This window comes from Pseudomonas sp. R84, assembly GCF_009834515.1.
In the GTDB taxonomy this organism is placed as follows: Bacteria; Pseudomonadota; Gammaproteobacteria; order Pseudomonadales; family Pseudomonadaceae; genus Aquipseudomonas.
Map to the genome: position 1 here is coordinate 5,209,029 of NZ_CP019426.1, position 15,924 is coordinate 5,224,952.

The window sequence follows — 15,924 nt, forward strand, 5'->3', positions numbered from 1 at the left end:
TTTTAAGCATAGTCGTATCGACACTTCAAGTCCATCGCCCCTATGCTGCGCGGCAAAGGGGATACAACATGAACTATCGCTACAAGATTGCGCTGATCTTTTTGATCGGCTTTTTTATTGACTGTATAAACATATTTATGTCGGCTGTGGCATTGCCGAGTATATCGGCAACTTTGCAGGTCAGTACTTCATCGGTGGCGTGGGTCGCCAATGCTTATATTCTTGGCCTGACCCTGATTATTCCGGTCAGCACCTGGCTGGCCGGGCGTTTTGGCAGCCGCGAGATTCTCACCGCTTCGATGCTGGTGTTCACCGGTTCTGTGTGGATGTGCGGCATGGCCGACAGTTTCCATGAAATGGTGATCTGGCGGTTCGTTCAGGGCGTCGGTGGTGGCTTGCTGATTCCGGTCGGTCAGGCACTGACCTTCAATCTGTTCCAGGGCGAGCAGCGGGCCAAGATCTCCACACTGGTGATGGCCGTCGCGCTGATTGCCCCGGCCATTTCGCCGACAGTCGGCGGCATCATCGTCGACAGCAGTTCCTGGCGTTGGGTGTTCTACAGCAACATTCCGTTCTCGCTGATCGCCGCCGGGCTGTCGTGGTTGTGGATCAAGGAAAGCAAACCAGCGGACCTGCCTCGTCCGGACATCAAAGGCCTGCTATTGGTCAGCGCAGCACTCGCCAGCCTGCTGATGGGCATGTCGCTGTACGGCGGCGACTACCCGGCGCTGGCCGCGTTGAGCTGTGTCGCGGCGGGTTTGCTGTTCATCGCGCTGTACCTGCGGCACTACCGCCGCTGCAGCAACGCGATTATCGAATTGAGCCTGCTCAAAAGTAAAAAACTCAGCACCTCGATCTTCATCTATTACGCGATTCCCGGCGTGTTCACCGGGGTCAACCTGATGAGCATTTTCTTCCTGCAGAACACCCTGCACTTCAGCGCCCGACTGACCGGGATGTTCATGATCCTTTATGCCATCGGCGCGTTCATTGCGATGACGATTTGCGGCCGGGTCTACAACCGCGTCGGCGCGAAACGCCTGTTCACCCTCGGCATGCTGCTGCACAGCGCCGGCATCGCCACGCTGATTCTGGTCAACGCGCCGACGGACCTGTGGGTGATCGTCATCGCTTACAGCCTGATGGGCATCGGTGGCGGTATCGGCGCCAACACCGCGCAAACCACCTCGCTGATGGATTTCGCCGGTGGCGATACGCACAAGGCCAGCGTGATCTGGAACATCAATCGGCAGATGTCGTTCAGCCTCGGTGCCGCGTTGTTTCTGATGATCTTCAATGTGCTGCTCAAGCAGTTCGACACCACACAGGCCTATCACGCGACGTTCGCGATTGCGGCACTGGTCGGGCTGTTCCCGCTGTTTCAGATGAGTCAATTGAACCCTCCAAAGGAATGCCATGAACAACAACCTGGTTGAACGAGCGCAACACAGTATTCATCACGTGCACGAACTGATTCACCGCGTCTTTACCGACGCCGACGGGGCCGGCGCAGACGCCATCGCCCCGCTGATGGCGGTGTTCGCCGAGCACTTCAGCATGGTCACCACGTCGGCCGCCGTGGTCGGTCGGGCGCAAGTCGAGCAACTGTTCAGCGGCGCTGTCGGGGCCCGCAAAGGTCTGGAGATTCTGATCAGCGACCTGCACACGGTCTGGCACGAAGGCTCGACCGTAGCCCTGCGTTACAAGGAAACCCATCGTCTGAATCAAAGCGAAACCTCGCGTATTTCGCTGGCGATCCTTCGCGTCCAGCACCACGACGTCCAGTGGTTGTACCTGCACGAAACACCGATCAGCCAGGAAAAGCCTGCATGAAATACACCGTCACCCACTGCCGGATGCTCTCGGCGTCGATCAAGGAAGTCACCGTCAGCGGTCCAGCCTCCTTGTCAGACATGACTCATGCCGGTGCGCACTTCAGATGGCTGATCCCGGGGCTGGACGACTGTCGGCATTACTCGACTGTGCATGTGGACGAGGTTGCGGATGGTCAGTTCACCTTCGCCATCCGCCTCTCGCCGGACTCCGCCAGCAGCCAGTACATCCGCACCTTGGCGGTCAATGACAGCGTGGAACTTGAAGGTCCGCTGAACACCTTCAACTACCCGCTCAATGCTGACAGCGGGCGCGATATCGCGATTGCCGGCGGCATCGGCATCACGCCGCTGACCGGCATCCTGCGCCACCTGGACGCGTTGAACCGCCCTGCGCACCTGCACTACTTCGCCAAGAGCGCCGACGACGCGGTCTACGCCCGGCACCTGCAAGAACAGCTGCAAGAACGCCTGCAACTGCACCTCTCCGGCAGTCGCCCGGCAATCAGCGAGGTGCTTGCCGACTTGAGCGCCGATGACCGTCTGTATGTCTGCGGCCCGGCGGCGATGCTCAGCGCAGTGCTCAGCCATGCCGAAAGCGTTGGCCTGGCGCGTGAGCAGATCCATCTGGAAGTGTTCAACGTTGCCCGCGATGACGCCGCGCAAGGCTTTGTCATCGAGGCGGCCGACTCCGGCATCAGCGTCAATGTCGGCCCGCAACAGTCGTTGCTCGAAGCCTTGGAGGCGGCCGGACTCGATCCGCTGTACGACTGCCGTCGTGGTGAATGCGGCGTCTGTGCGCTGGATGTACTGGAGGGCGATGTCGATCACCGCGACTTCATCATGAGCGAACAGGAAGCGGCGTGCAGTGCGCGAATCTACCCCTGCGTCTCCCGCGCCAAAAGCCCGCGCCTGAAACTGGCGATCTGAGAGAGGACACCCCGTTGGACAACTATTTCAATGGCAGAGAAGTGCATAAATCTCTGTTCCTTGATCAGGCGCTTTTCGAACAGGAACAACAGCGCGTGTTTGCCGCGAGCTGGTGCTACCTGGGTCACGACAGCCTGATCCCCGAGACCGGCGATTACTTCACCACCACCCTCGCGCAACAGCCGCTGGCGATGGTTCGGCAGAAGAACGGCGGCATCGTCGTGCTGCACAACCGCTGCCCGCACAAAGGCGTGAAAGTGCTGGCCGAAGCCCGCGGTAATGTCGGCCGCTTCATGCGTTGCCCGTACCACGCGTGGACGTTCAAGACTGACGGCGAGCTGCTGAGCATTCCAGTGAAAAAGGAATACGACGACTGCGACCTCAGCAGTTGTTCTGCGCACAAAGGCATGCGCCCGGTGAACGCGGTGCACAACTATCGCGGCTTCGTCTTTGTCCGTTTGACGGAAGAAGGCCTCGGCTTCGAGGAGTTTTTTGGTGAGTCGCTGTCGACGCTCGACAACATGGTCATGCGCTCGCCGCAAGGCGAGTTGAAAGTGATCGGCCAGCCACTGCTGCACCGCCATCGCTGCAACTGGAAAATGGTCGTCGACAACCAGACCGACACCTGCCACCCGATGATCGCCCACGAATCTTCGGCCGGCGAAGCCATCCGCCTGTGGCAGGAAACCGGTGATCAGGGCAAGCCACCGATGGCGGTCGAACTGTTCTCGCCGTTCATGGCCTCCTACGAGTTTTTCGCCGGCATGGGCATTCGGGTCTGGCCCAACGGCCACGGGCACACCGGGGTCAGCAATTCGATCCACAAGGCGTACACCGACATCCCCGGTTACTGGGACTTGATGGTCGAAAGCTACGGTGAAGAGCAGGCCCGGGCGATCCTCGACGACACCCGCCACAACACCGTGTATTTCCCCAACCTGATGGTCAAGGGACCGATCCAGACCTTGCGCGTGATCAAACCGGTCAGCGCCCGCGAAACCATCGTCGAGTCGTGGATCTTCGAACTGCAAGGCGCCCCCGTGCAGTTGCTGGAAAGAACCGTGCAGTACAACAACCTGATCAACTCGCCGTGCTCGATGGTCGCCCACGACGACGTGGAAATGTACGAACGGGCCATGGAAGGCCTGGGCAGCGACGCCAACGAATGGGTCAACGTCGCCCGCCTGTTCAGCCCGAACGAATCCTATGCGCAGACCCAAGTGGTGTCCGGCACCAGCGAAATGGCCATGCGTAATTTCTATAACAGTTGGCAGCACTTGATGCGGGACGACCATGCAACACGATCAATCTAATCACCACGCCATCGAGCAACTGATCGAAACCGAACTGCTCTTGCTCGACCAGCAGGATTTCGCCGCCTGGCAGCAACTGCTCAGCGATGACTACCACTACTGGATTCCCATGACCCGTGAGCAGGTCAGCCCGTTGCACGAATCATCACTAGTGTACGAAGACCGTTTTCTGACCACGCTGCGGATCAACCGGCTGGCCAATGCGCGCAACTTTTCCCAGCAACCGAAGAGTCGCAGCCTGCACATCGCCCAGCGCCCGCGCATCACCCTCGACGCAGCCACGTTCAGCGCCTTCGCCAGTTCCAACATGCTCTATTGCGAAGCCCGCGGCGACAACGAATGGCACTACCCGGTAACCGTCGAACATCAACTGATCAACATCGATGGCACGTGGAAGATTCACGGCAAGAAGATCCTGTTGCTCAACCCCGCACGCGCCCTTGAAAGCCTGCAGTTAATTATCTGATTGATCGAGAAGTCCCCTGTGAAGCCTATTCCCCATGATTGCAGTCAGGCGTCCGCGTGCCTGTCTTTTCCCTACGTCGATCTGCTGTATGACTATGGCCAGTTCCTGCGCAGTGCCGATGAGGCGATTGGTTATCTGCCAGCGGAAACTGCCGAAAAACACATCGGCATCGTCGGCGCCGGCCTCAGCGGGCTGGTCGCCGCTTACGAATTGCTGCGCGCCGGTGCGCGTCGCGTGACGTTGTTTGAAGCGGAACCTGAGCATGTCGGCGGGCGTCTGCTGACGCAGTGTTTTGATGAGGAAAAGCCGCAATTCATCGCGGAAATGGGCGCCATGCGCTTTCCGCCGAGTGAAGTCGGTCTGTTTCATTACCTTAATCGTTTCGGCATCCAGACCACCGAAGCGTTTCCTGACCCGGGCGTTGTCGACACTGAAATTCACTACCGCGGCGAAGCTCATCACTGGGCGGCCATGCAGCCGCCGCCGGCGCTGTTCAGCACTGTGCACCAAGGCTGGATCGCGTTTCTCAGCGAAGGCGTGACCCTCGATGACGGCACGTGCCTGGCACCGCCACTGCTGATCACCGAATTGCTCAAGCAGCACAATTACTGCGAAGTGCAGCCCGAGTGGCAACGCTATCTGGACTGTTTCGGCGACAGCTCGTTTTACTCGGCGATGGTGCGCATCTTCACCAGCAAAAAACCGCCGGGCGGCAAGCCGTGGCGCAAGCCTGAAGACTTCCATCTGTTCGGCTCGCTGGGCATTGGCTCCGGCGGTTTCCAGTCGGTGTACCGCGCCTCGTTCACCGAAATCCTGCGGCTGGTCGTGAATGCGCTGGAGGTCAATCAGCGTCTGGTGCCCAACGGTATTTCCTCGCTGGCCGAGCGGATTGCCGACACCGAATTCAACGGAATTCAGGTGCGCGACATGATTTGCCGCACGCGCATCGAGTCGATCAACAAGGGAGCACACGGCGAGATTCTGCTGGCCGGCAGCAATGGCGAAACCTACGCCTGCGACCGGGTGATCACCACCACCACGACCCGCGCCCTGCAAGTGAACCTCAAGCTCACGCAGAACCAGGCCTTCGTCAATCGCGACGTCGCGCGGGCGATCAACGAAACGCACATGGTCGGTTCATCCAAGTTGTTCATCCTGACCAAGGACAAGTTCTGGCTCAAACATGGCCTGGCGCACAACATCCAGACCGACACCCTGGTCAAGGGCGTGTATTGCCTCGACTACGCGCCGCACGATCCGGATTCCTGGGGCGTGGTGCTGATCAGCTACACCTGGGAAGACGACTCGCACAAGATGGTTTCGATGACCGACAAAGTGCAGCGCTGCCTGCGTCTGGTCGACGAGTTGGCGATGAGTGCACCGGATTTTGCCAGCCATCTGCTGCCGCTGGACGGTGACTACCAGCGTTACGTTCTGGAGTACGACTGGTTGACCGACAAACACGCGCTGGGCGCTTTCAAGCTGAATTTCCCCGGTGACGATATTTACTCCGAGCGCCTGTTCTATCAGTTCCGCACCGCACTCGACCCGAAACAGGACACCGGTTTGTACCTGGCCGGTTGCGGCGCCTCGTTCACTGGCGGCTGGGCCGAAGGCGCCATCCAGACCGCGCTGAATGGCGCGTGCGCGGTGATCAGCAGCCTGGGCGGCGACCTGATTGCCGGCAACCCGCTCGACGACTTGCACTCGCAGTACCGCTACTGCTGACCCAGTCCCTTTCCACGCCGAGAATCATCCATGTACAGCCAGCTTTCAATTGAACAGCTCGTCAACGGCTTTCGCAGTGGTCAACACTGCCCGGACACCTGGCAGCACGCCCTGCGCGAGCGCCACGTGCAGATGCAACACCTGAACAGTTTCATCACCTTCGACCCGTCAGCATTCAAGGCAAATGCTGCCGCGCGCGACAGCGCACTGTATGGCCTGCCTGTGTCGTTCAAGGACAACATCAATGTCAGCGGCCTGCCGACCACCGCCGGCACGCCCGGGCTGGCCGACTATGTGCCGCAGGCCGATGCCGGCATCGTCGAGCGCTTTCGGCAATTGGGTGCGCAGATCGTCGGCAAGAACAACATGCACGAATTGTCGTTCGGCGTGACCTCGGCCAACCATTCCCATGGTGCTGTGATCAATCCCGCCAACGAACGCCACAGTGCCGGTGGCAGCAGCGGCGGTTGCGCGGCGGCAGTCGCCGCCGGGCTGGTCCCGTGCGCGGTCGGCACCGACACCGGTGGCTCGGTGCGGATACCGGCGGCGTTCTGCGGCATCGTCGGGTTTCGTCCGACTACGGGCGTGTACCCCGCCGATGGCATCGTCCCGGTGTCACAAACCAAAGACACCCCGGGCCTGCTGACCCGCACCGTGGAAGACTGCCAGTTCGTTCACGCACAACTGACCGGCAGCCTGCAACAGGCAGAAACCCGGCCGTTGCGCATTGGCATTCCCGAGTGTTTTCTCTGGACCGACCTCGCTGACAATGTGCAACGCGCTTGCCGCGCGGCCATCGATAACCTGGCCGCGCGTGGCGTGATCATCGTGCCGGTCGACGATTCCGTGATTGGCGAGATCAACGAGAGCATCCAGTTTCCCCTGCCGATCTATGAGTTCTTCATCGACTTTCCACGCTTCCTGATGAAAGCAGGCCGCGGCGAACAGTTCCTCGACATCCTCGCGCAGATTCGCGACCCGGCGATCAAGAAAATCCTCACTGCCCAATTGGAAAGCCCGGCGATTTCCTACACCGACTACGTGCAGGCATTGATGAGCAAACTGCGTCTGGAAAAGGAATACCGCGCCCTCTTCAGCCGCCATCAACTGGATCTGCTGGCTTACCCGACCGTCACTTGCAGCGCGCCACTGCTCAGCGCTTGCGCGGATGAGAGCAACTTCGAAACCTTCGTGCGCAACACCGACCCGGCGAGCAACCTGGCGGCGCCGAGTATCAGCGTTCCGGTGGCTGCGGCGGGTGAGTTGCCGGTGGGCCTGTCGTTTGATGCGTTGCCGGGGCAGGACGGCTTTTTGTTGGCGAATGTGCAGCATCTGACGCACCTGCTCGACATCGGTTAACCCACGATCCCTGCTCGCGAAGGCGTCGTGTCAGTCGACATCAACTTCGTCTGCCAGACCGCATTCGCGAGCAGGCTCGCCCCTACAGGGGCTCTGCGTCGATGCACCTATAACAATTCAAATTGCGGGCCTTGCCATGCGCGTCACCTCAATATCTTCCGTTCCCGCTGTCGAACGTTCGCCGTCGATCCTCGGCGGTGCCATGATCATCGGCGGCACCATCGTCGGTGCCGGCATGTTTTCGCTGCCGGTGATCATGTCCGGGCTGTGGTTCTACGGCTCGGTTGCCGTGCTGCTGTTTGCCTGGTTCTGCACGTTGCACTCGGGCCTGATGATTCTTGAAGCCAATCTCAACTACCGTGAAGGGGCGAGTTTCTCCACGATCACCCGCGATCTGCTCGGCAGTAGCTGGAGCCGTTTGAACGGCTTGAGCATTGTCTTTGTCCTGTACACCCTGACGTACGCCTACATTTCCGCCAGCGGCTCAGTGATTCACCACACCGCGCAAACCTTCGGGCTTGAGTTGTCATCGCGCGCCGGCGGTTTGGGGTTCACGCTGCTGGTGGCGTTCATTGTCTGGCTCAGCACCACAGCGGTCAGTCGCATAACCACGCTGGTGTTCGGGGCAAAAATCCTCGCGTTCTTTCTGACCTTCGGCGGTTTGCTGGGCCATGTGCAAAGCACCACGCTGCTTGATCTGAACAGCGGCGACAGCCACTACTGGCCCTATTTGCTGGTGACCCTGCCCTTTTGCCTGACTTCATTCGGTTTTCACGGCAATGTGCCGAGCCTGATGAAGCACTACGGCAAGGATCCACAGCGGATTCGCGCCTGTCTGGTTGGCGGCACCTTGATCGCACTCGCGCTGTATCTGGTGTGGATGCTCTGCAGCATGGGCAACATTCCCCGCGACACGTTCAAGGACATCGCCCAGCGCGGCGGCAACATCGATGTGCTGATCAGCGCCCTGGGTGCACGGCTCAACAGCGCCAATGTCGATTTGCTGCTGACGTTTTTTTCCAACTTCGCCGTAGCCTGTTCGTTTCTCGGGGTAACCCTGGGTCTGTTCGATTACCTGGCCGATGTGCTGAAGTTCGACGACAGCCCCCTCGGTCGCCTGCAGACCGCAGCCGTGACGTTCGGGCCGCCGATGCTCGGTGGTTTTCTCTGGCCGGAAGGTTTTCTGCATGCCATCGGCTTCGCCGGGTTGGCGGCAACGTTGTGGGCGGTGATCACCCCGGCGCTGCTGGCGCGGGCTTCGCGCAAACGCTTTGGCAGCCCGCGTTATCGCGTGTGGGGCGGCACGCCGATGATCGCGCTGGTGCTGTTTTTCGGGGTAATTTGCGCGACCTCCCATGTGCTGTTCGTGCTGGATTGTCTGCCAGTGTGGCGCTGAGGCACTGCGTTCGGTTTTCCGAACGCGACTTCACGGTCGATTCGGCTAACCGGATCAGCCAAGGTAAAAAATACCGCCACAAAACTTTAATAACGTTATAAATCATCAGCTTAGCTATCGGCGACTGGTCTGGCACGAGTCATGCTCTACACTCTCTCGACGAATGCCTGTTGCGCCAACACTTCAGGAGCCGTCAGGCATTCGAAGCACAAAAGGGCCGACGAACTGGCTCCATAAAAAAAACAATTCGAGGAAAATTTGATGCGCATCGTTCCCCATATCCTGGGCGCAGCCATTGCGGCCGCTCTGATCAGCACGCCAGTTTTCGCCGCCGAACTCACCGGCACCCTGAAGAAGATCAAAGAGTCCGGTGTGATCACACTGGGCCACCGCGACGCCTCCATCCCGTTTTCCTACATCGCTGACGCTTCCGGCAAGCCGGTTGGCTACTCCCACGATATCCAGCTGGCCATCGTCGAAGCGATCAAGAAAGACCTCGACCTGCCAAACCTGCAAGTCAAATACAATCTGGTGACCTCGCAGACCCGTATCCCGCTGGTGCAGAACGGCACCGTGGACGTCGAGTGTGGCTCCACCACCAACAACGTCGAGCGTCAGCAGCAAGTTGATTTCTCCGTCGGCATCTTCGAAATCGGTACTCGTCTGCTGTCCAAGGCTGACTCCAAGTACAAGGATTTCGACGACCTCAAAGGCAAGAACGTCGTGACCACCGCGGGCACCACATCCGAGCGCATCCTGAAAGCGATGAACGCCGACAAACAGATGGGCATGAACGTTATCTCCGCCAAAGACCACGGTGAATCCTTCCAGATGCTGGAATCGGGTCGTGCCGTTGCGTTCATGATGGACGACGCGCTGCTGGCCGGTGAAGCCGCCAAGGCCAAGAAAGCCACCGACTGGGCCGTGACCGGCACTCCACAGTCGTACGAAATCTACGGCTGCATGATGCGCAAAGGCGACGAGCCGTTCAAAAAGGCTGTGGATGACGCCATCAAGGCCACTTACGCTTCGGGCGCGATCAACAAGATCTACGAGAAGTGGTTCATGCAGCCGATTCCGCCAAAAGGCCTGAATCTGAACTTCCCGATGAGCGACGAGCTCAAGGCCCTGATCGCCAATCCGACCGACAAAGCGGCTGACGACAAGAAATCCTGATTTCTGACTAACCTTATCCCCTGAGGAGGCTTCTGCTTTTTCAGGGGATGGTCACTCCCTGCTGGCATTTTCTGGAAACACTCGAACCGGTGGCTGTCGAGCCGATCGCGTGTGCCTGACCGTCAAGGTCAGGGAGGGAACGGAGTTTCCCCAAGCGGGCACTTGTACATCGATCGAATCGAGGGGAGACCCTAATGAATTACAACTGGGACTGGGGCGTGTTCTTCAAGTCCACCGGCGTGGGCAGCGAGACCTATCTCGACTGGTTCATCTCCGGTCTGGGCTGGACCATCGCCATCGCCATCGTGGCCTGGATCATCGCCCTGCTGCTGGGCTCGATACTGGGCGTCATGCGCACCGTGCCGAACCGTATCGTGTCGGGTATCGCGACGTGCTACGTCGAGCTGTTCCGTAACGTGCCGCTGCTGGTTCAGCTGTTCATCTGGTACTTTCTGGTGCCCGACCTGCTGCCGCCGGATCTGCAGGAGTGGTACAAGCAAGACCTCAACCCGACCACTTCGGCTTACCTCAGCGTAGTCGTTTGCCTGGGTCTGTTCACCGCCGCCCGTGTCTGCGAACAAGTGCGCACCGGTATCCAGGCGCTGCCGCGTGGCCAGGAATCCGCCGCCCGCGCCATGGGCTTCAAGCTGCCACAGATCTACTGGAATGTGCTGCTGCCCCAGGCTTACCGGATCATCATTCCGCCGCTTACCTCGGAATTCCTCAACGTCTTCAAGAACTCCTCCGTGGCCTCGCTGATCGGCCTGATGGAGCTGCTCGCGCAAACCAAACAGACTGCCGAGTTCTCGGCCAACCTGTTTGAAGCGTTCACCCTGGCGACCCTGATCTACTTCACCCTGAACATGAGCCTGATGCTACTGATGCGCATGGTCGAGAAGAAAGTCTCCGTGCCCGGCCTGATTTCCGTGGGGGGTAAATAATGGAATTCGATTTCAGTGGCATCGTCCCGGCCATTCCCGGTTTGTGGAACGGCATGGTGATGACCCTCAAGCTGATGGCCATGGGTGTGGTCGGCGGGATCATTCTCGGCACGATCCTCGCGCTCTGCCGTCTGTCGCACAACAAGCTGCTGTCGAATGTTGCCGGCGCGTACGTCAACTATTTCCGCTCGATCCCGCTGCTGCTGGTGATCACCTGGTTCTATCTGGCGGTGCCGTTCGTGCTGCGCTGGATCACTGGCGAAGATACACCGATCGGCGCATTCACCTCGTGCATCGTGGCGTTCATGATGTTCGAAGCGGCGTATTTTTGCGAAATCGTCCGGGCAGGCGTGCAATCGATCCCCAAAGGCCAGATGGGCGCAGCGCAAGCGCTGGGCATGAGCTACGGCCAGATGATGCGTCTGATCATCCTGCCGCAGGCCTTCCGCAAAATGACCCCGCTGTTACTGCAACAGAGCATCATTCTGTTCCAGGACACTTCGCTGGTTTACACCGTGGGTCTGGTTGACTTCCTTAACGCGTCCCGCGCCAGTGGCGACATCATCGGTCGTTCCAACGAGTTCCTGATCTTCGCCGGTGTCGTCTACTTCATCATCAGCTTTGCCGCCTCGCTGCTGGTCAAGCGTCTGCAAAAAAGGTTCGCCGTATGATCTCTATCAAAAACATCAACAAGTGGTATGGCGACTTCCAGGTGCTGACTGATTGCAGCACCGAGGTCAAAAAAGGCGAAGTGATCGTGGTCTGCGGCCCGTCGGGTTCCGGCAAATCGACCCTGATCAAATGCGTCAACGCGCTCGAGCCGTTCCAGAAAGGCGACATCGTCGTCGACGGCACGTCGATTGCGGACCCGAAGACCAACCTGCCGAAACTGCGCTCGCGCGTGGGCATGGTGTTCCAGCATTTCGAACTGTTCCCGCACCTGACCATCACCGAGAACCTGACCATCGCGCAGATCAAGGTATTGGGCCGCAGCAAGGAAGAGGCGACCAAGAAAGGTCTGCAACTGCTCGAACGCGTAGGCCTGTCGGCGCACGCCCACAAGCATCCGGGGCAACTGTCCGGTGGCCAGCAACAGCGTGTGGCGATCGCCCGTGCGCTGGCAATGGACCCGATCGTCATGCTGTTCGACGAACCGACCTCAGCGCTCGACCCGGAGATGGTCAACGAAGTGCTCGACGTGATGGTGCAACTGGCCCACGAAGGCATGACCATGATGTGCGTGACCCACGAAATGGGCTTCGCCCGTAAAGTGGCTGATCGGGTGATCTTCATGGACGCCGGCAAGATCATCGAGGACTGCCCGAAAGAGGAATTCTTCGGCGATATCAGTGCCCGCTCGGAACGCGCGCAGCACTTCCTCGAGAAAATCCTGCAGCACTAAAAGCAACACCGCCTCCCCCTGTAGGAGCTGCCGCAGGCTGCGATCTTTTGACTTTGTTTTTAAAGATCAAAAGATCGCAGCCTGCGGCAGCTCCTACAGGGGATTGGTGAAGTTTGTTGTGGTGGTTGACCCAAGGCAACTGTGATGAAATGCGACCCCAATCTTTATCGCGCCGCGCCGCCATCACTTGCCGTGAAGCCTCGTCTGATTCGTCATTTGTTTTTGCCGCCACTGATCATCGCCCTGATGATCGGGTTGGGTTTTATCGGCTTCTGGACCAGTGAACATTTCGGCATTCGCAGCCTCGGCGAAAATGGCCAGCGCCAGCTCGAACTGCACGCCCGCGCGGTCGAAAGCGAGATCAGTAAATACACCTACCTGCCCAGCCTGCTGGAACTCGAAACCAGTGTGTCGCAGCTGCTAGCCGACCCGAGCCCGGAGCACCGGCAAAAGGTCAACGATTACCTTGAAGGCCTGAACCGGCGCAGCCGCAGTCGGGCCATCTACGTCATGGACACCACCGGCCGCGTCATGGCCACCAGCAACTGGCGCGATGTCGACAGTTACCTCGGTGAAGATCTGTCCTTTCGTGCCTACTTCCAGAGAGCCATCCGTGGCGAACCCGGGCGGTTCTACGGCATCGGCAGCACCAACGGCGAACCGGGTTACTACCTCGCCCACGGCCTCGAAGAGCACGGCAAGATCATCGGTGTCGCGGTGGTCAAAGTGCGCATGGAAGCCATGGAGGAACGCTGGCAACGCGCGCGTCTCGAAGCGTTCGTCAGCGATGAAAACGGCATCATCATTCTTTCCAGTGACCCGGCGCGACGCCTCAAGTCAGTGATTCCGCTCACCGATGAAATCAAGGAAAAACTCGCGCGCAGCCTGCAGTACTACTGGTTCCCGCTCAATGAATTGCAACCTTTGGCTCGCGAAACCTTGTCCGAAGGCGTGGAGAAACTCACCTTCCCGGCCAACAGCGAAGTGCAGTCCGGCGAGGACGACATCAGCTATCTCGCGCAGACCCGACCGCTGAGCGACACGCCGTGGAATTTCACCCTGCTCACGCCGTTGCAGGACCTGCGCCGTGAAGCGATCAATCAAGGGATTCTGGTCGCGGTCGCCTTCGCGTTGGTGGCCTTTCTGCTGATCGCCTGGAACGAGCGGCGCAAGGTCATCGCCACCCGCCTAGCGGCCCGTGAAGCCTTGCAGGAAGCCAACAATCAGCTGGAGCGTCGGATTACCGAACGCACCACCGACCTGCGCGCCAGCAACGAACGTTTGAAGAGCCAGATCCGCGAACGTCGTCAGGCCGAAGAGACTTTGCGCCGCGCTCAGGATGAATTGGTCCAGGCCGGCAAACTCGCCGCCATCGGCCAGATGTCGACCAGCATTGCCCACGAACTGAACCAGCCGCTGGCAGCGATGCGCACGCTGTCGGGCAACACCGTACGCTTTCTCGAGCGCGGTCAGCTGGATGTGGCCAGCACCAACCTCAAGACCATCAATGACCTGATCGACCGCATGGGCCGGATCACCGCCAGCCTGCGTTCGTTCGCCCGGCGCGGCGACAACCAGGGCCAGGCCAGCCTCGGCAAAGCCGTAGAGGCAGCGCTGCAATTGCTCGGTGCACGCCTGGAGAGTTCGGCGGTGAACATTCACCGCCAGTTCATCGACGTGCAAGTGCAGATCGACCAGACCCGCCTCGAACAGATTCTGGTCAACCTGATCGGCAACGCCCTCGACGCCATGCAGGCGCAACCACAGCCCGAACTGTGGCTGGAGGGCGAAGAGTTCAACGCCAAGTATCGCCTGCGCGTGCGCGACAACGGCCACGGCATCGACGCCGAAGCACGCAAGCATCTGTTCGAGCCTTTCTTCACCACCAAGCCCGGCGAACAAGGCCTGGGCCTGGGCCTGACCCTTTCCGCCAGCCTCGCGGCCGCCACCGGCGGACACCTGGGTGTTGAACACCCGGCCAGCGGTGGCACCACCTTCGTCCTCAGTTTACCGTTGGTAAGCCCTACTCCTGCCGAGCCAATATGAACCACGACCTTAGTGTGCTGATCGTCGAAGACGACCCCCATGTGCTGCTCGGCTGCCAGCAGGCGCTGACCCTGGAAGACATTCCCTGCGTCGGCGTCGGCAGTGCCGAGGAAGCGCTGGAACGTGTCGGCGACAACTTTGCCGGTATCGTCATCAGCGATATCCGCCTGCCGGGCATCGATGGCCTGGAACTGCTGACCCGCCTCAAGCAGCGCGATCGCAGCCTGCCGGTGGTGTTGATCACCGGCCACGGCGACATTTCCATGGCCGTCGGCGCGATGCAGAAAGGCGCCTACGACTTCATGGAAAAACCGTTCTCGCCGGAGCGTCTGGTCGACGTTGCGCGACGGGCGCTGGAGCAACGCAGTCTGGCTCGGGAAGTGTCTTCGCTGCGTCGGCAATTGGCCGAGCGTGACTCCCTGGAAGGACGGATCATCGGCCGCTCGCCAGCCATGCAGAACCTGCGCGAACTGATCGCCAACGTCGCCGACACCTCGGCCAACGTGTTGATCGAGGGCGAGACCGGCACCGGTAAAGAACTGGTCGCGCGTTGCCTGCACGATTTCAGTCGTCGCCACGGCAAACAATTCGTTGCGCTGAACTGCGGCGGTCTGCCGGAAAACCTCTTCGAAAGCGAGATTTTCGGCCACGAGGCCAACGCGTTTACCGGCGCCGGCAAACGCCGGATCGGCAAGATCGAACACGCCGACGGCGGCACGCTGTTCCTCGACGAAGTGGAAAGCATGCCGCTGCCGTTGCAGATCAAACTACTGCGCGTGTTGCAGGAACGTACCCTCGAGCGCCTCGGCTCGAACCAGAGCGTGGCGGTCGATTGCCGGGTGATCGCGGCGACCAAATCCGACCTCGACGCATCAAGCAAGGCCGGCGAGTTCCGCAGCGACTTGTACTACCGCCTCAACGTGGTAACGCTGGAATTGCCGCCCCTGCGCGAACGCCGCGAAGACATCCTGCAACTGTTCGAACACTTCACCCAGCAGTCGGCGCTGCGCTTTGATCGCGCGCTGCCGGAGCTGGATAACCAGACCCTGTCGAACCTGATGAGCCACGACTGGCCGGGCAACGTGCGCGAACTGCGCAACGTCGCCGAACGCTTCGCCCTCGGTCTGCCGGCGTTCAAGAAGTCGGGGGCCAACAGTGGCGGACAAGGGCTGGCGTTCGCCGAAGCAGTGGAAGCGTTCGAACGCAACCTGCTCAGCGATGCCCTGCAACGCAGTGGCGGTAACCTGACTCAGGCCAGCCTGGAACTGGGTATGGCCAAGACCACGCTGTTCGACAAAGTGAAAAAATACGGTCTGAGCCATTAAGCGAGAACGA

At 59.8% G+C, this 15,924-nt stretch carries 14 protein-coding genes; all 14 read left to right on the top strand.

Going from position 1 to position 15,924, the window contains the following annotated elements; genetic code table 11:
- The first annotated feature begins 68 nt into the window (after positions 1-68).
- Complete coding sequence (locus PspR84_RS23035; RefSeq protein WP_160059252.1) at positions 69-1,436, top strand: MFS transporter; 1,368 nt, start codon at positions 69-71, stop codon at positions 1,434-1,436.
- Complete coding sequence (locus PspR84_RS23040; protein ID WP_160059253.1) at positions 1,417-1,833, top strand: DUF4440 domain-containing protein; 417 nt, start codon at positions 1,417-1,419, stop codon at positions 1,831-1,833. Before PspR84_RS23035 ends, PspR84_RS23040 begins: the two co-directional genes overlap by 20 nt.
- Positions 1,830-2,762: an iron-sulfur cluster-binding domain-containing protein gene (locus PspR84_RS23045; RefSeq protein ID WP_160059254.1), complete on the top strand. Its 933-nt coding sequence runs from the start codon at positions 1,830-1,832 to the stop codon at positions 2,760-2,762. The genes PspR84_RS23040 and PspR84_RS23045 overlap by 4 nt, the downstream gene beginning before the upstream one ends.
- A gap of 14 nt (positions 2,763-2,776) precedes the next feature.
- Positions 2,777-4,075, top strand: coding sequence for a Rieske 2Fe-2S domain-containing protein (locus PspR84_RS23050; RefSeq protein ID WP_160059255.1), 1,299 nt, complete (start codon positions 2,777-2,779; stop codon positions 4,073-4,075).
- Positions 4,056-4,541 carry an aromatic-ring-hydroxylating dioxygenase subunit beta gene (locus PspR84_RS23055; protein WP_160059256.1) on the top strand — a complete coding sequence of 162 codons (486 nt, stop codon included), beginning with the start codon at positions 4,056-4,058 and terminating at the stop codon, positions 4,539-4,541. Before PspR84_RS23050 ends, PspR84_RS23055 begins: the two co-directional genes overlap by 20 nt.
- 18 nt (positions 4,542-4,559) lie before the next feature.
- On the top strand, positions 4,560-6,269 hold the full coding sequence (locus PspR84_RS23060; RefSeq protein ID WP_160059257.1) for an NAD(P)/FAD-dependent oxidoreductase: 1,710 nt from the start codon (positions 4,560-4,562) through the stop codon (positions 6,267-6,269).
- 30 nt (positions 6,270-6,299) lie between these two features.
- Positions 6,300-7,628: an amidase family protein gene (locus PspR84_RS23065; protein ID WP_160059258.1), complete on the top strand. Its 1,329-nt coding sequence runs from the start codon at positions 6,300-6,302 to the stop codon at positions 7,626-7,628.
- A gap of 136 nt (positions 7,629-7,764) precedes the next feature.
- Positions 7,765-9,024, top strand: a complete 1,260-nt coding sequence (gene mtr, locus PspR84_RS23070; protein ID WP_160059259.1) for a tryptophan permease — start codon at positions 7,765-7,767, stop codon at positions 9,022-9,024.
- 261 nt (positions 9,025-9,285) lie between these two features.
- A complete protein-coding gene (locus tag PspR84_RS23075) occupies positions 9,286-10,200 on the top strand; it encodes a glutamate/aspartate ABC transporter substrate-binding protein (RefSeq protein ID WP_095112346.1) in 915 nt (304 codons plus the stop codon).
- A gap of 194 nt (positions 10,201-10,394) precedes the next feature.
- The gene (locus PspR84_RS23080) at positions 10,395-11,141 is read left to right on the top strand and encodes an amino acid ABC transporter permease (protein ID WP_160059260.1); all 747 of its coding nucleotides are present in this window, start codon (positions 10,395-10,397) and stop codon (positions 11,139-11,141) included.
- Positions 11,141-11,812 carry an ABC transporter permease subunit gene (locus PspR84_RS23085; protein WP_095190467.1) on the top strand — a complete coding sequence of 224 codons (672 nt, stop codon included), beginning with the start codon at positions 11,141-11,143 and terminating at the stop codon, positions 11,810-11,812. Before PspR84_RS23080 ends, PspR84_RS23085 begins: the two co-directional genes overlap by 1 nt.
- Entirely contained in the window at positions 11,809-12,543 is a 735-nt protein-coding gene (locus PspR84_RS23090; protein WP_007916729.1) for an amino acid ABC transporter ATP-binding protein, read from the top strand. Before PspR84_RS23085 ends, PspR84_RS23090 begins: the two co-directional genes overlap by 4 nt.
- Before the next feature lie 144 nt (positions 12,544-12,687).
- Complete coding sequence (locus PspR84_RS23095; protein WP_160059261.1) at positions 12,688-14,589, top strand: sensor histidine kinase; 1,902 nt, start codon at positions 12,688-12,690, stop codon at positions 14,587-14,589.
- Entirely contained in the window at positions 14,586-15,914 is a 1,329-nt protein-coding gene (locus PspR84_RS23100; RefSeq protein WP_160059262.1) for a sigma-54 dependent transcriptional regulator, read from the top strand. Before PspR84_RS23095 ends, PspR84_RS23100 begins: the two co-directional genes overlap by 4 nt.
- Positions 15,915-15,924: the final 10 nt, after the last annotated feature.

Bases quoted from the DNA above. Each gene is read 5' to 3' on its own strand.
- PspR84_RS23100 (WP_160059262.1), top strand. From the start codon at position 14,586: ATGAACCACGACCTTAGTGTGCTGATCGTCGAAGACGACCCCCATGTG.
- PspR84_RS23045 (WP_160059254.1), top strand. From the start codon at position 1,830: ATGAAATACACCGTCACCCACTGCCGGATGCTCTCGGCGTCGATCAAG.
- PspR84_RS23065 (WP_160059258.1), top strand. From the start codon at position 6,300: ATGTACAGCCAGCTTTCAATTGAACAGCTCGTCAACGGCTTTCGCAGT.
- PspR84_RS23085 (WP_095190467.1), top strand. From the start codon at position 11,141: ATGGAATTCGATTTCAGTGGCATCGTCCCGGCCATTCCCGGTTTGTGG.
- mtr (WP_160059259.1), top strand. From the start codon at position 7,765: ATGCGCGTCACCTCAATATCTTCCGTTCCCGCTGTCGAACGTTCGCCG.
- PspR84_RS23075 (WP_095112346.1), top strand. From the start codon at position 9,286: ATGCGCATCGTTCCCCATATCCTGGGCGCAGCCATTGCGGCCGCTCTG.
- PspR84_RS23040 (WP_160059253.1), top strand. From the start codon at position 1,417: ATGAACAACAACCTGGTTGAACGAGCGCAACACAGTATTCATCACGTG.
- PspR84_RS23080 (WP_160059260.1), top strand. From the start codon at position 10,395: ATGAATTACAACTGGGACTGGGGCGTGTTCTTCAAGTCCACCGGCGTG.
- PspR84_RS23035 (WP_160059252.1), top strand. From the start codon at position 69: ATGAACTATCGCTACAAGATTGCGCTGATCTTTTTGATCGGCTTTTTT.
- PspR84_RS23055 (WP_160059256.1), top strand. From the start codon at position 4,056: ATGCAACACGATCAATCTAATCACCACGCCATCGAGCAACTGATCGAA.
- PspR84_RS23090 (WP_007916729.1), top strand. From the start codon at position 11,809: ATGATCTCTATCAAAAACATCAACAAGTGGTATGGCGACTTCCAGGTG.
- PspR84_RS23095 (WP_160059261.1), top strand. From the start codon at position 12,688: ATGAAATGCGACCCCAATCTTTATCGCGCCGCGCCGCCATCACTTGCC.